The 13,419-nt window shown below is 61.2% G+C and carries 13 protein-coding genes; 8 read left to right on the top strand and 5 right to left on the bottom strand.

Annotation, left to right across the window (positions count from 1 at the left end; all coding sequences use genetic code 11):
- Positions 1-2 precede the first annotated feature (2 nt).
- Positions 3-329 (bottom strand): type II toxin-antitoxin system RelE/ParE family toxin, encoded by a 327-nt coding sequence (locus EB812_RS09730; protein ID WP_022661695.1) that lies wholly within the window; start codon positions 327-329, stop codon positions 3-5.
- The gene (locus EB812_RS09725; protein ID WP_020886703.1) at positions 329-604 is read right to left on the bottom strand and encodes a type II toxin-antitoxin system Phd/YefM family antitoxin; all 276 of its coding nucleotides are present in this window, start codon (positions 602-604) and stop codon (positions 329-331) included. The genes EB812_RS09730 and EB812_RS09725 overlap by 1 nt, the downstream gene beginning before the upstream one ends.
- Before the next feature lie 648 nt (positions 605-1,252).
- Here EB812_RS09725 and EB812_RS09720 point away from each other — a divergent pair.
- From EB812_RS09720 to EB812_RS09710, 3 genes are all read left to right on the top strand, one after another.
- Positions 1,253-2,023: a hypothetical protein gene (locus tag EB812_RS09720; protein WP_130958212.1), complete on the top strand. Its 771-nt coding sequence runs from the start codon at positions 1,253-1,255 to the stop codon at positions 2,021-2,023.
- A 3-nt stretch (positions 2,024-2,026) separates the two neighbouring features.
- A complete protein-coding gene (locus tag EB812_RS09715) occupies positions 2,027-2,305 on the top strand; it encodes a hypothetical protein (RefSeq protein WP_130958211.1) in 279 nt (92 codons plus the stop codon).
- 91 nt (positions 2,306-2,396) lie between these two features.
- Positions 2,397-2,897 (top strand): hypothetical protein, encoded by a 501-nt coding sequence (locus EB812_RS09710; protein WP_130958210.1) that lies wholly within the window; start codon positions 2,397-2,399, stop codon positions 2,895-2,897.
- A 600-nt stretch (positions 2,898-3,497) separates the two neighbouring features.
- Here the strand turns inward: EB812_RS09710 and EB812_RS09705 are convergent.
- From EB812_RS09705 to EB812_RS09695, 3 genes are read right to left on the bottom strand one after another with little or no spacing between them, the layout of a single operon-like run.
- On the bottom strand, positions 3,498-4,412 hold the full coding sequence (locus tag EB812_RS09705; RefSeq protein ID WP_130958209.1) for a tyrosine-type recombinase/integrase: 915 nt from the start codon (positions 4,410-4,412) through the stop codon (positions 3,498-3,500).
- A complete protein-coding gene (locus EB812_RS09700) occupies positions 4,393-4,767 on the bottom strand; it encodes a hypothetical protein (RefSeq protein ID WP_011700588.1) in 375 nt (124 codons plus the stop codon). The genes EB812_RS09705 and EB812_RS09700 overlap by 20 nt, the downstream gene beginning before the upstream one ends.
- Before the next feature lie 33 nt (positions 4,768-4,800).
- The gene (locus tag EB812_RS09695; protein ID WP_011366959.1) at positions 4,801-4,995 is read right to left on the bottom strand and encodes a hypothetical protein; all 195 of its coding nucleotides are present in this window, start codon (positions 4,993-4,995) and stop codon (positions 4,801-4,803) included.
- Positions 4,996-5,134: 139 nt separating this feature from the next.
- Between EB812_RS09695 and EB812_RS09690 the strand changes: the two genes are divergently transcribed.
- The 5 genes from EB812_RS09690 to EB812_RS09670 all read left to right on the top strand — a co-directional run bounded on the left by EB812_RS09690 (position 5,135) and on the right by EB812_RS09670 (position 13,417).
- The gene (locus EB812_RS09690; protein ID WP_130958208.1) at positions 5,135-5,407 is read left to right on the top strand and encodes a hypothetical protein; all 273 of its coding nucleotides are present in this window, start codon (positions 5,135-5,137) and stop codon (positions 5,405-5,407) included.
- Positions 5,404-5,682: a hypothetical protein gene (locus tag EB812_RS09685; protein ID WP_011367831.1), complete on the top strand. Its 279-nt coding sequence runs from the start codon at positions 5,404-5,406 to the stop codon at positions 5,680-5,682. Before EB812_RS09690 ends, EB812_RS09685 begins: the two co-directional genes overlap by 4 nt.
- Positions 5,682-7,205, top strand: coding sequence for a terminase large subunit domain-containing protein (locus EB812_RS09680; protein ID WP_130958207.1), 1,524 nt, complete (start codon positions 5,682-5,684; stop codon positions 7,203-7,205). The genes EB812_RS09685 and EB812_RS09680 overlap by 1 nt, the downstream gene beginning before the upstream one ends.
- A 114-nt stretch (positions 7,206-7,319) precedes the next feature.
- Positions 7,320-8,828 carry a phage portal protein family protein gene (locus EB812_RS09675; RefSeq protein ID WP_130958206.1) on the top strand — a complete coding sequence of 503 codons (1,509 nt, stop codon included), beginning with the start codon at positions 7,320-7,322 and terminating at the stop codon, positions 8,826-8,828.
- Entirely contained in the window at positions 8,828-13,417 is a 4,590-nt protein-coding gene (locus EB812_RS09670) for a minor capsid protein (protein WP_130958205.1), read from the top strand. The genes EB812_RS09675 and EB812_RS09670 overlap by 1 nt, the downstream gene beginning before the upstream one ends.
- Positions 13,418-13,419: the final 2 nt, after the last annotated feature.

The raw sequence follows: 13,419 nt of genomic DNA, 5'->3' as shown, positions 1-13,419 counted from the left end.
AGTTATGCCTGTAATAGACGACGTTGCAGCAAGGTCTGCATATCGCGGCGGCCGTCGGCAATCACCATGACATAAACATTTTCGGCCATGACTCGATAGATGATGCGGTAGGGTTTGAAAAAAATCTCACGGTACTCGCGAAGCCCGATGGCCAGCAGTTCTTTTGGATAGGCTCCTCGCTCCGGGTTCTCGGAGAGGCTCGAAAAGGCCTTCTCTATTTGATCGAGAACGTAATCCGCTTTTCCCGGCGCGTCGTGGGATGCAATGTAGTCGTACAACTCCTCCAAATCCCGTGACGCATCGTCGGTCAGAAATATCTGGAAGGTCATCAGCGACTCTTGCTCCGGTCGCGAAGCCGCTGGATGACATCACCGGCGGGCTGGACTTTGCCTTCCTCGATCTGACGCGAGCCGAGCGCGAGGATCTTCAGAAGGGCCATGGTCTCCTGGGTTTGCTCATAGCTTTCGATGTCCTGCATCACGACCTTGGCTTCGCCATTCTGAGTGATGACCAGGGGTTCACCTTGCCCTGACATATTGCGCACGATTTCTGCGGCATGGGCTTTCAGGTAACTGATCGGTTTGATTTGGCTCGATAGCTTCATATCCATCCTCCTTTGCATGACCAAATATAGTCCGAAAACAGGTCAACTGTCAATCTGAAACGCTCCGAGTCGCCACCGTGGTGGCTTGGAAAATCATCCAGGACGCTCTCGGGCGTCCTTTTCTTTTGCGGTGGTGCGGTGATCACCGCTGTCTCTCGCGGTGGATGACCACCGCACGCCAAACCCTTGCCAAACAAGGCGTTCATGGCCTTTGCGGTGGATGCGGTGGCAAATCCAGAGGTCTCACCCCCTATGGGCTGGATTATTTTTTCGATTCACCGACCCAGCGTCCCCCACCAGGGAAATTCCGGACCAGCGTGAGAGACATTCCCCAAATACCACCGCAACCACCGCACTCTATCTTCTCTTTCTTCATAACTATCTAAAAACAAATAACAAACAAAGAACCACCCCCTGCGGTGGGACGAGAAAACCTTCCACCGCACGACCACCGCAGCCACCGCACGTATCCACCGCAGATTCTGCCGGTTTCTCGAAAAACGTTTAGAGACCTCAAAAAACAGTTACAAAACGGCTGCTCGCTAAAAAAACGATTACAAGCGAAAGCATCGGTCCGCCGTCACCTGGCCATGGGCTCCGGTAAGTAACGGGAAAAGCGATTAACCCGTATTTCTGGAGCCTGAAGCCATGAGCCTTCTGAAAACCATGATCAAGCACACCGCTGGAGGACAGGACGCCTCGGCAGGATGTGAAACCCCATCATTACCACCGCAACCACCGCAGCCCGCCATCTATGTCTCCACCGGGCTCGACGTCCACGAGATCGAGGACGCCAGTGACTGGCCTGAAGACCGGGAGGTCAACGGCACGCTGTGTCGCCGTCTGTCGCCTGAATACTTTGCCTGGCTACGTTCCCGCATGCTCACGGCCCAAGCCGCGCACAAGGCCGGAAAGCTCCCCGACGATGCCTGGAACACGCTACGGCAGAGGTTCAACGCCCTGCAGGAGCTGGCCATCCGGGAGTTCGGCAAGGATAGCCTGCAGGAGATCCTGCACTCCTTTTCTCCGAAGAACTACCGGCCACCCGCGCTTCGTCCCGAGCCACAGGAGAAACCCGTCGAAGTTCCCAGAAAGGACTGGATTTATCCCGGGAACCAAGCTTGGAAATGTAAGCAGCCGGTGACTTCCCAGGCTGTCGCCAAGGTCGACACCATCCGTGAGGAGGCCATGGCCAAGGGCTGGTCCGAGGTACGCCTCTATCAGAACCAGGGCCGGTTCCGGTTTCCCTGCGGCGAGGACTACGGTCTGGTCTGCTTCGTCGATGGCGATCAGGAGATTGGCGAGGTCACCGAGCGTTCTATCGAAATTATCCACGGGCCGAAGTCCGGGCGTCCCAGCACGCTGCGGTTCTACAACCCGGACGTGCCGCAGCCGTGGATGAAGAAAGTGGAGGATTGAGCCGTGAAGAAAAAGAAACGCTACGCCAACGCCAAGGATGTCCTGCCCGAGGAACTCTTCGAGCAGATCCAGAAGCACTACACCGGAATTCTCTGGGTCCCGGCACCGAGCCGGTTTTACCAGGAGCGCCGCGACCTGGTGCTTGCCCTTCATCTGCAGGGGATCAGCAGCCAGGAGATCTCCAACCTCGCCGGAGTGACCACCCGCCGTGTCAACCAGATCATCGCCGCCGAACGAAAACAGGACCGGGACCGACAGTTGGCCGCCGTTTCCGGTAAGTAACCCCTGAACCGGCGGGAGCGCGTTTGGAGGCTAAATCGGCCTCCCGCCCCGCATCCCGGCTTGGGAAAACAATATTCGGCAGGATTTCCACGTGGCACTGAACAAACCGGACAAAGAGACGCTGGACCGCTGGCACCGCAACGAGGGCAAGACCGAACCGCCCCGGCGCGGGCCTGGTGCGCCCGAGGGCAATCAGAACCGGCTGCGTCACGGCATCTTTGCCGACCGCTGCCTGACGCCGGAAGAGAAGATCATGTTTGACGCCATCATCGACCGCCTCAACCAGGACTTCGAGTTCAACAAGTCCAGCGACTTCCTGCAGGTGGAGCTGGTGGGCGTCTACTCGGTGAAGCTGGTCCGCGCCCAGATCGAAGGGAACACGGACGCCGCCGAAAAACTCGACCGGATGATCCGCTGCCACATGAAGGATCTCAAGACCACCAAGATCGCCCGCGAGGGTGAGGAGCCGAAAGGCCCTCAGACCTCTCCGGCGGAATGGGCGGCCGCGCTGCTCGAGAAGGTGGCCGAGGCCGCCAACGCCCCAGCCACGAAAACCTCCGGCCGCAAGAAACGCGGAAAGAATTGCGGATAACACCATGGAGGGCTTTTCCGATGACCCCGGCACACGGCGACTTGCGGCAGACAGCTTCACCAGGAATTGCGGATAAGACGTGTTCCTTGCACTTTCGGAATCGGCATTCTTCGGCCGCCGATCATCATTTCCACTCCTCTATTTCTTCCTGCAGCTCTCGATATCCGCTTGGCATGTGTGCGCATAAGCCGAGCCGCATAAGCCAAGCAGATATTGGCATGTTCACGCCGGGGCTCTCTCACACAACCCAAGTAAATATGGGCATGTCGAGCCCCAGGCAGAACCGGCCAGGCCCCGCAAACAGCCATTCCTTCGGCAGCGGCCCCCACATAAGCCAAGCAGATATTGCCATGTGTGTTCCGCGCCCGGAGCGCACAAGCCAAGCAGTTATAGCGATGTGCGGCCGACAGACAGAAAAGGAGAAATTCCGGTCAATCGATATTTCCCGCGCCGCCCGGGAGGCCGAGAACCATCGTCATGATCATTCATCATCGGCGGATGTGTTCTTCTGCGGGCTCTGTCATTCACTGTCTTCGATACTGTCTTCCCCAACGAAAACAGGAGCAGCCGAGGCCGCTCCCATCGTCGGGTCCGGAAGGATCAGAGGCGTTCGAGGGCTTCCTCGAGCTGGCCGTCCACGAGGTGGGTGTAGATCTGGGTGGTGGACACGTCCCGATGCCCCAAGGCCCGCTGCACCACGAGTAGGTCGTTGGTCGCGCCGTAGAGGTGGGTGGCGAAGGTATGCCGCAGCCCGTGCGGCGTCAGTTCCTTTTCGATCCCGGCTTTCCGCAGCCAGTGAGCGAGCCGGTTGGCAATCTGCCGCTGGCAGAGCCTGCCGTCCCGGTTCGACAGGAACAAGGCTTCCATTTCCGGGCGGCCGTGTCGACGGCGCTCGGCCAGGTAACGGCGCAGCAATGTGCGGAGGTCGGTCTTGATGAACTTGACCTGCGGCACATTCCCCTTGGCCCGCACCCGCAGATGCTTGGCGTCGAGGTCGATGTCTTCCATGTCGAGCGCGGCCAGCTCGCCAAGCCTGATCCCGGTGCCCAGCAGCACCTCGATCATGGCGCGGTCGCGCAGCGCGGAGAAGTCGGTCCGTCCCTTGAGTTCCTTGAGCAGTCGTTTCTTTTCGGCGGTGGTCAGGAACACCGGCAGCTTTCTCGGCAGCCGATGCATGCGGATGGACCGGGCCGGATTGTCATCGACCACGCCAGCCTCGGAGGCCCAGGCGAAAAAGGCCCGCACCGCCGCCTTCATCCGATGGAGCGAGGCCGCCGAGCGTGGGCCGCGCTTACTCTCGGTGACAGCCTCGGCGGAGAACACCTGGTCGAGGAGCCCGGCCGTGACCGCCCGGCAGGCGATGCCCGGGGCCAGCTCCCCGGCCACGCGGGCCACCAGGGCGAGGTCCCGGCGGTATGCGGCTATGGTCGCCGGGGAGCGTCCTTCGGCCGACAGGCGGGCACAGAACGCCTCTATCGCGCCCGTCAGGTCGAGGTCAGCCGTTCGGTTGCTCATCGCTGGACTCCTTCACTCGGCTGTGGCCCATGGGCGTGCTCTTGGGCAGCGGCAGCTCCTCGATGCGCCCCGACTCCCTGGCCCAGACCATCATCATGCGGAACACCCGGACGGTCTTGGCGACGGTGCGTTCGGCTCGCTCCTTGCCGTCGGGGAGTTTGAGCAGCAGGTCGGACTTGTAGAACTTGCCGACCTGGGGAAGCCGGATCTCTGCGAGCTGGCGATCCGCGCCGAAGAAGGACTCAACCACGTCGAGGTCCTTTCGGTAGGTGTAGAGGGTCCGCTCTTTCTTTCCGGATTCCCGCAGGTAGCCGATGAAAGCCTCGGCGGCTTGATGCACGGTGCATTCGGTCATGTCGATGTCTCCTTTGTTGGTGGCCCGGTGTGTTCAGGACAGGAACTCGTCCAGCTCCCGCAGCAGTTCCTCGACGTGGCCGAGGGAGCCGACGCTCGCCCAGGTGATGTCCGGCTGCTTCGCGTCCGCTTCGAGCTTGCCGCGAATGCCCTCTATCAGGCGGGCGATGTTCTCCTGCTTTTCTCGGTACGCCTTGAGTGCCTGCTGGCGGTTTCTGTCGTAGGTCATGGCCTGCCTCCGGTTCCGTTTTCGTGGATGCGGGACCATCCCGCGTCACATCCAATGACGCTTCTATTTCGTTGGAAATCAAGTGTTTGCAGAGATCTTTCTGCATGTGCCCAAAACCCATAACCCAAAGGAGATCAACATGTTGAAGAAGACCATCGGATGGACCATCCCGCTGGCCCTGGCCGGAATCATGACCGGCTGCGCCACCTACCGGCCACCGGCCCAGATCCAATCGGCGGTGGCCATCGTCAACCGCCACACGCCCGAGTACGTGACCGAGGCCAACAAGGCGCTGCGCGAGGTCGGCCACCCGGACGCCGAGCGCCTGACCGGAGTCGGTCTGCGCCTGCAGACCGCCGTGGACGCCCTTGACCAGTGGGCCAACGGCGCGAACCAGGAGGCAGGCCAATGAAAGAGATTCTTCAGGAGAACAGCGATGCCGTTCGCCAGGCCGGTGAGGCCCTGGTTGAAATCGGCACCGAGCTGGCGGCGGGACGGATCGAGAACGCCCTCGGCCGTCTGGAAGCGGCCCAGCAGCAGTACCTGGCTTGGGCGGAGTTGGACCAGGCCATCATCGACATTCAGGAGGCTGTCCACGACCGGAAGAACACCCTGGCCGTGCAGCAGATCCTGACGGAACTGGTGGGCACCATCCTCGGCAGCGCCTTGAGGACGGGAATGCACTGATGGCGGTAACCGACAAGGAGCGCAAACTCGCGGCGACCCTGAGCGATCCCGTGTTGTGGGGGCAAGCCTACCTCTACAACCGGGATGGCTCAGGCCGCGACTATTGGCCGCATCAGGTGGAGGACCTGCGCTGCCCGGCCAAGAACATCATCCACCTCGACGGCCGGGACGTAGGCAAGTCCATCGTGCTCTCGACCGACGCGCTCCATTACGCCTTCACCACGCGAGGCGGCCAGGGCCTCATCGCGGCTCCGCACCAGGGGCATCTCGACACCATCATCGAGGAGATCGAGTTCCAGCTCGACACCAACCCGGATCTGATGAACAGCATCGCCCTGACCAAGTACGGCAAGCCCAAGATCCACCGCAAACCCTACTTCCGGCTGGAGTTCACCAACGGTTCGGTGCTCTATTTCCGCCCGGCCGGGGCTTATGGCGACGCCTTCCGGTCCCTGCACGTGGGCCGCGTCTGGGTCGATGAAGGAGCCTGGCTGACCGAACGGGCCTGGAAGGCGCTGCGCCAATGCCTCAAGGCCGGGGGGACGCTACGCATCTACTCCACTCCCAACGGCCTGCGCGACACCACCTATTACCGGCTCACCTCGTCGGATCAGTTCCATGTGTTCCGCTGGCCGTCCTGGCTCAACCCTCTGTGGACCGAGGATCGTGAGTCTGAACTGATGGAGTTCTACGGCGGTCGCGACAGCTCCGGCTGGCAGCACGAGGTGGCCGGTGAACACGGCAAGCCCTCCTATGGGGCCTTCAATGTCGAACAGTTCAACCTCTGTCGGCAGGATCTGCTGGAGTACCAGAAGATCGTCATCACCGATTCCGAGCTGCGCGATTGCGACACCGAGGAAGCGGCCCACGACCGGCTGGAGATGCTGCTCAACCTCACGCCCCGCAGCGGGCAGTTCTGGGTTGGCGGCGACCTGGGCTACACCAACGACCCCACCGAGATCGTCGTATTCCAGGAGACGGAGATCGGCGAGCGGACGCTGTTGAAGATGATCCTGCGCGTCCATCTCGAACACGTTTCCTATCCGCACATCGCCCAGATCATCGCGCTGCTGGAGCGTTACTACACCCCGGCGGGCATCGGCGTGGACAACGGCGGAAACGGTCTGGCTGTGGTTCAGGAATTGCTCACCCTGGACAAGTACAAAGGGCTGGAGCTGGAAGGCAGGCTCAAGGGATACGACTTCGGCGGCATGACCCGGCTGGCGGTGCGGGACGGCAAGGAAATCAAGAAGCGGACCAAGGAGCTGATGACCAGCCTCATCAACGGAGCCCTGCAGCGCAAGCAGCTCATTTTCCCCTCGGACGACCTGGAGGTGGAAGACCAGTTCACCACCCACACCTACACACTGCGGGACGGCAAGATCATCTATTCCAAGGGTAACGACCACATCATCGACGCGGTGCGCTGTGCCATGCTGATCAGGGAGGAAGGCAACCTCGACCCGGTCGGCGAAGAGGTGGTTTCGCTCAAGCCGGTGCTCACAAATCCGGTCTTCATCTGACCGCATCCTCCGACGCTTTCCAACCCTCTCCGGTAAGTAACCGGCATCGAGCCGGGTTCGGCCCACACGGGCCGGATGTGCGGCTGTCATGGCCGAAACTACCGAGAGGATCACGTGGAAAGCACCGCCCATCAGGACGAACAACCCGAAAGCCTGGACACCACCGGCTTTGTCATCGCGCCGCTGGCCGCAGCGGCCGCGCTCGACTCGGCCGCCTTCAGCAAGGTCAACGCTACCGAGGCTATTCCGGCCACCTGGGAAGAACGCGCCCGTAAGGCCTGGGAATACTATGTCGAGGAGCCGCTGGTGAAGAACTGCGTCAACTCCTGGCGCACCTTCGCCGTGGGCGACGAGATCAAAATCACCAGCGATGACGAGACCCTCAAGGAGCAGGCTCTGGAGGCCGCCTGGCGGTTGAACATCACGCAATTCATCAAGGACATGGTTCTTCAGCTCCTGGTGAAAGGCGACGCCATCGGCTTCAAGCGCTTCACCAAGTCCGGCCAGGACATCGAGGAGCTGGTCTGCGTCAACCCGGTCTCGGTCAAGGTCAAATACGCCCAGGGCGAACTGATCGAGGCCCGGCAATTTCCCGAGGACACACCCGGCGGCGGGGAATCCATACCGCTGCCCGTCGAACAGGTGGTCCACCTCAAATGGGATGCTCCAGCCTTCTCGCCCCGGGGCAACTCCCTCGTGCTTCCCGCCTTTCAAGCCATCGAACTGCTGCGCGACTACCGCCGGGCCGAACAGGCCATCGCCAAGCGCTGGGCCACGCCGTTCCGCCTGCTCAAGGTGGGCGGCGCGTTCGGCCAGAAGATGGTGATGCCGGACCAGCGGATGCTCGAACAGGTCCGCGACATGGTCAACAAGATGGACATGAAAAGCGGCCTGGTGGTCCCGTTCTACGTCAATGTCGAAACCCACGGTACCGATGGCCAAGTCCTCAACGTCGAGGACAAGGTCAAGGAGGTGAAGGAAGACATTGTGGTGGCCCTGGGTTTGTCACGTTCGCTGGTGACCGGCGACGGTCCGAATTTCGCCACCGCCTCGGTGAGCATGCAGAAGATGATGGTCATGATCCGCGAGATCAAACAGGCCGCACGCAAGCTCCTCGACTGGGTGTTCGACGACTGGATGGAGCTGAACGGCCATGGCGACAAAAGCATCCAGTTCATCTTCAACGACCTCGACCCCAGCGACGCGGTCGATTTCAAGAAGCTCCTCATCGAACTCTACGACCGCAAGCTCATCAGCCGCTCCAGCCTTCAGCTCAAGATGGACCTGGACCCGGACATCGAGGCTGCCAACCGCGAGACCGAACGCAAGCAGATCGACCTGATGGACGAGAAGCAGGTGAAGCCGGTGGTGGATATGGTCGTCTCCGGCATCCTCAGCGTGCCTCGCGCCAGGAAGATGCTTCAGATTCCTGCCGAGGACGATGAACCAACGGCGGAGGCGGCATTGGTCTGGTCGGGCGACCTGGAGTCCACCGGCATTGCTGCCGTGTGCGACGAGTGCAGCCACTTCATTGCTGACACCAACCACTGCCGGGTCCACAACAGCGAGCGCACCTTCGACGCCCCGGCCTGTCGTTTCATCGACCGCCGGGAGCCCCGCTGATGCCATCGGACCTCAAGCAGCGCATCCAGGCGGCCACCCTGAAGAGTCTGACGGCCCGCAACCGCTACAACGACCAGGTCACGGCCCAGCTCACCCAGGCGCTGAAACAGGCCGAAGACGAGGTCGCCCGCGCCATCCTCCAGTACCGCTCCCTCGGCTCCCTGCCGGACAACAAGCTCGCCGCCCTCAAGGGGCTGGAAAAGCTCCAGCTCGAACTCGAGGACACCATGAAACGGCTCAAACGGGAGCAGACCCTGGTCTTTCGCAAGACGACCAAGGAATCCTTCAAGCTCGGCATCCAGCAGGGAATCGGAGAGCTCGCCGATGCGGCGCTGCCGTTCTACGCCGACCTGAAGCCAGATGGCATCGACAAGCTGGCCACCAAGGTGTTCACCATCGTCGACACCAATGCCCTCGACTTCATGGCGCAGTACAACCTTACCCTTGCCGGTGACGTTAACCGCGAACTCTCAGACGGTATCAAGCGCACCATCCTGAACGGTGTCGCCACGGGCAAGGGAGCCGACGACATCGTCCGGGACATGGGCAAGGTGATCATCGACAAGGACTCCTTTCGCCAGGCCGGAAGCCGGGTGTTCAGCAAGGCCCAGTACCGCATGGAGATGATCGCCCGCACCGAGGTCCTCCGCGCCCACAACATGGGCAGGCTCAAGTTCCACGAGCGGGTCGGCATCCAGAAATTGGAATGGCTGGCCATGGAGGACGAGCGCATGTGCCCGGTCTGCGGCGGCCTGGACGGCAAGACCTTTCCCATCGACAAGTTCCCGCAGCAACCCGCGCATCCGCACTGCCGCTGCACCAATATCGTGGCGTGGCCGATGACCGTCTGCGGCAGCGAGATGGTCGCCAAGGCCGCCGCCCAGGCATCGCAGGGGGACGCCTGCATTCTCCCGCCCCATGTGCTGGAAGGCATGGCCGACGCCCAGGCCAAGGAGAACGCCAAGCTCAAGAGCGCCTTTGAAAACGGCGACATCGCCGACCTCGGTTCGCTGACGGTCAAACAGCTCCAGAGCCTGGCGAAACAGAACGGCGTGGCCATCGCCCGGACCAAGGCCGATTTCATCAAGCTGCTCGATCTGGCCGAACCCGGGATCGATCACGGCGACCTGGCCGGAGCGGCGCTCAGCGCCAAGCTCAAGGAACATAAGATCGGCCTGCTGCGGACCAAGGAAGAACTGGTCGAGCTGCTGGGACTGAAGCAGGCGGAACTCAAACAGGCCAAGCTGCTCGCCGCCCAGATGGCGAAGATCCCTCCCGCCGAGGGGCTGGAGGGCATGACCGCCCAGCAGCTCAAGGAGATGGCAAAGGAGAACGGCATCTCCCTCAACATGACCAAACAGGAGACCATCGAGCTGCTGGACAAGCTGGAACCCGGCGTGGACCACAGCGGCCTGATGGGCAAGGAACTCGCGGCGGCCAAACAGAAGCACGGCATCGGCATCCTCAAGAACAAGCAGCAGCTCGTCGAGGCGCTGCAGAAAAAGGCCGGTGCCGACATGGCCGAGTCGGTCAAGAAAAAGGCGGTCGACGAGGCCAAGCAGAAGCTGATCCTGAAACAGAAAACGGCCCTCGAAGACGCCGCCAAGGCCGTGGTCGTTCCCGACACGCCGACCGGCTACAAGGATTTCCTCGACGCGATTGCCAAGGCGGAACAGGCGGTTTCCGGCGGCACCGATCTGCCCCAGGATCTGCTTGCGGCCCACAGCAAGGAAATCGCCCTCAAGAAACAGCTCTTCCAGGATCAGGTCGGCAAACTGAAATCGGCAGAGCTCAAGACGCTCGCCAAGGAGACCAAGGTCCAGTATTGGCAGTGGGCCAACAAAGACGAGCTGACCACGCTCTTCACCGAGACCGACCCGGCGAAAATCAAGGCGGTTCAGGCCAGCATCGACGCCAAGCACGCGGCCTGGGCCGAAAAACATGGCGGCAAAAAGAAAACCTTACCGGCCAAGCCCGCCACGCCGAAGAAAGAGCCACCGAAACCGGCTCCACAACCGAGCCCGGTCAAGCCGCCCGAGCCCAAGATCGTCAAGAAAGGCGCGGAGTTCACCACCGTCGATACCGCATGGCAGCAGAAGGGTCAGCCGTCAAAATTCAAGAAAACCGGCAAGGCCGCTGTCGGCGGCGCACATGAAAAGGAGTTCTGGACCGATGAAAACGGCGACAAATGGCTGTTCAAGCCCATTGGCCGCAAGGATGACGAGTTCATCGCCTTCGGAGAGGAAGCCGCCTACAAGATCGGCCGCCTGATCGACCCCCATTCCATCGAGGTGCGCACCATCCAGTTGAACGGCCGCACCGGCTCCATCCAGAAATGGCGTACCGATCTGCGGGACGACTTCGATTTTCGCAATATCCTGCCCCAGGATCTGACCACCATCGAACTGGAGCAGATCCAGCGCGAGCATGTGGTCGACTGGCTGATCGCCAACCACGACGGACACTCCAAGCAATTCATCCGCGCCCGGGACGGTCGCGTCTACGGCATCGACAAAGGCCAGGCCTTCAAGTTTCTGGGCCAGGACAAGCTCTCGCTCGACTATCACCCCAACGGCGTCTGCGGCGAGGAAGAGCCGTTTTACAACAAGGTCTTCCGGGCGGCCAAGGAAGGCAAGGTACGGGTCGATCCGAACGCGACCCTTCGCTACATCCAGGAAGTCGAAAAGATTGCCGACGAGGATTACCTCGATCTGTTGCGGCCCTACGCCGAGGGACGGTTTTCCAAGGACCCGGCCGGGCTGCGGTATTTCTACGATCAAGCCCTGGATCGGAAACACAATCTCCGGCGGGACTTCGAGGGCTATTACGCCGATGTGCTGGGGGATCGGGGCTTCCGTTTCGACAAGCTGAGCGCCGCCACCGGCAAGAAAAAGCTGCTCTCCTCCGCCGAAGAGACCCTGGTCGAAGAGGCCCGCAAACTCGGCTGGCAGGGCAAGACGCTGCCCTTCGACAGCGGCGACGTGGAGGACCAGAACGCGCTGATCTTCACCGAGAGCTTCAAGGGGAAGAAGCGCACCGTGGTCAAGATGAAGATCCGGCCGGACACCGACCGCCGCATCGACGAGGTGCTGCGCAGGTATGTGCAGACGGCGGCCGGGGAAAAGGGACAACCGCTGGTCGAAGACAGCTTCTTTCCGACGATTCTGGACGCCGTCAAAAACGTCAACTTCCACGTGGGCGACGGCAAGTACAACCGGACCAAGATCGACAAGGCCCTGCGCCTGCGCAAGAAACTGGAGACCCTGCAAAAGAGCGCCGACCCCAAGGTCAAGGAGATGGCGGACCACTATCTGAAATGGGTCAAGGAGATCGAAGAGTCCGTCGACTGGGACCGGGCCACCAACGGCGTATTCGATCAGTACTTGCCCAAGCTCGACGCGCAGAAACCCAAGGAGAAACCGCCGTTTAAGGTGGAACGTGGCAAGGTGACCCATACCAAGCGCAGGATCGGTTCCGGCACCATCACTGTCGAGGCCGACGACATCGACAACCGGACGCTGTTCAATCACAACTCCCGCATGCAGGACGGACACCAGTACACCGTTACCTTCGAGGACGGCACCCGGGTCCGCTATCGCCCCTGGTCGGACACCAACCTCTATGCCCAGCGCGGCGAGCTGGAAATGATCCTGGACGGCGACGCCACCCCTGGACGGGTCGAGGCGATGCTGGAAAAGCTCGAACAGCTTGGGATCGATACCCGGGTGGCCACGGCGGAAAACGCCGAGCAGATGTATCTCGAAAAGCTCGCCTACATCCGCAAGACCGACAAGAGCGCCGACTACAAACGGCTGCAGAAATCCCTCGACGACCGCAATGCCACCACCACCGAGCGGGTCCAGGCTCTGCGCGGCTATTGGCAAAAGGAACTGGGAGTTCAGGACATCACCCAGCTTTCCGGATACAACCCGCTGGGCGAATACCAGGCGGGTTTTCTGGACCGCGACGCCAAGGGCGGATACCGGCACCAGTTCCGGTTCGACATCACCGAGGAGGACCTGGAAAAACAGATGAAGGGCTACTCGCTGGTCCACGATCTGACCAACGGTGAGAGCATGTCCGGCTTCATCGACTTGATCATGGAGAACAACGGAGCCATGGTCAGCACGGTCGAGAAGATGCGCATGGGCGTGGCTCCGGGCGGAATGTCCCCGGTGGCCGACATGCAGACCGGCGGCGCGAGCTATTTCTTCACCCGAATCAAGAAGCAACCGGCCAGCGATGCCTCACCGGCCCTCTACTTCAAGAAACAGATGCTGCGGCGCATGGACGCCATCAGCTATGACCATGACGCCTACGGCAAGGTGATCGACGACTACGTGCAGCGCAACCGGGGAGCCAGCATCGATGATTGGAAGCGGTTCTCGCAGCGCCATGGCAACGAAACCATCTTCAAATACTCGGTGACGCTGCTGGACAACATCGAGTTCATCGTGGCCAGAAGCGACAACGAACGCCGGGAGATCATCCAGAGTTTCACCCGGCGTGGCATCAAGAAACTGCCCGACGGGCGCAAGGTGGAGGACATCGTCCATACCTCGCAAAGCTGGAGCAAACGCAAACAATGACC

This window comes from Desulfovibrio legallii (assembly GCF_004309735.1).
GTDB lineage: Bacteria > Desulfobacterota > Desulfovibrionia > Desulfovibrionales > Desulfovibrionaceae > Desulfovibrio > Desulfovibrio legallii.
The sequence above is the reverse complement of the archived record's forward strand: the minus strand, read 5'-3'. Positions and strand labels throughout refer to the sequence as shown.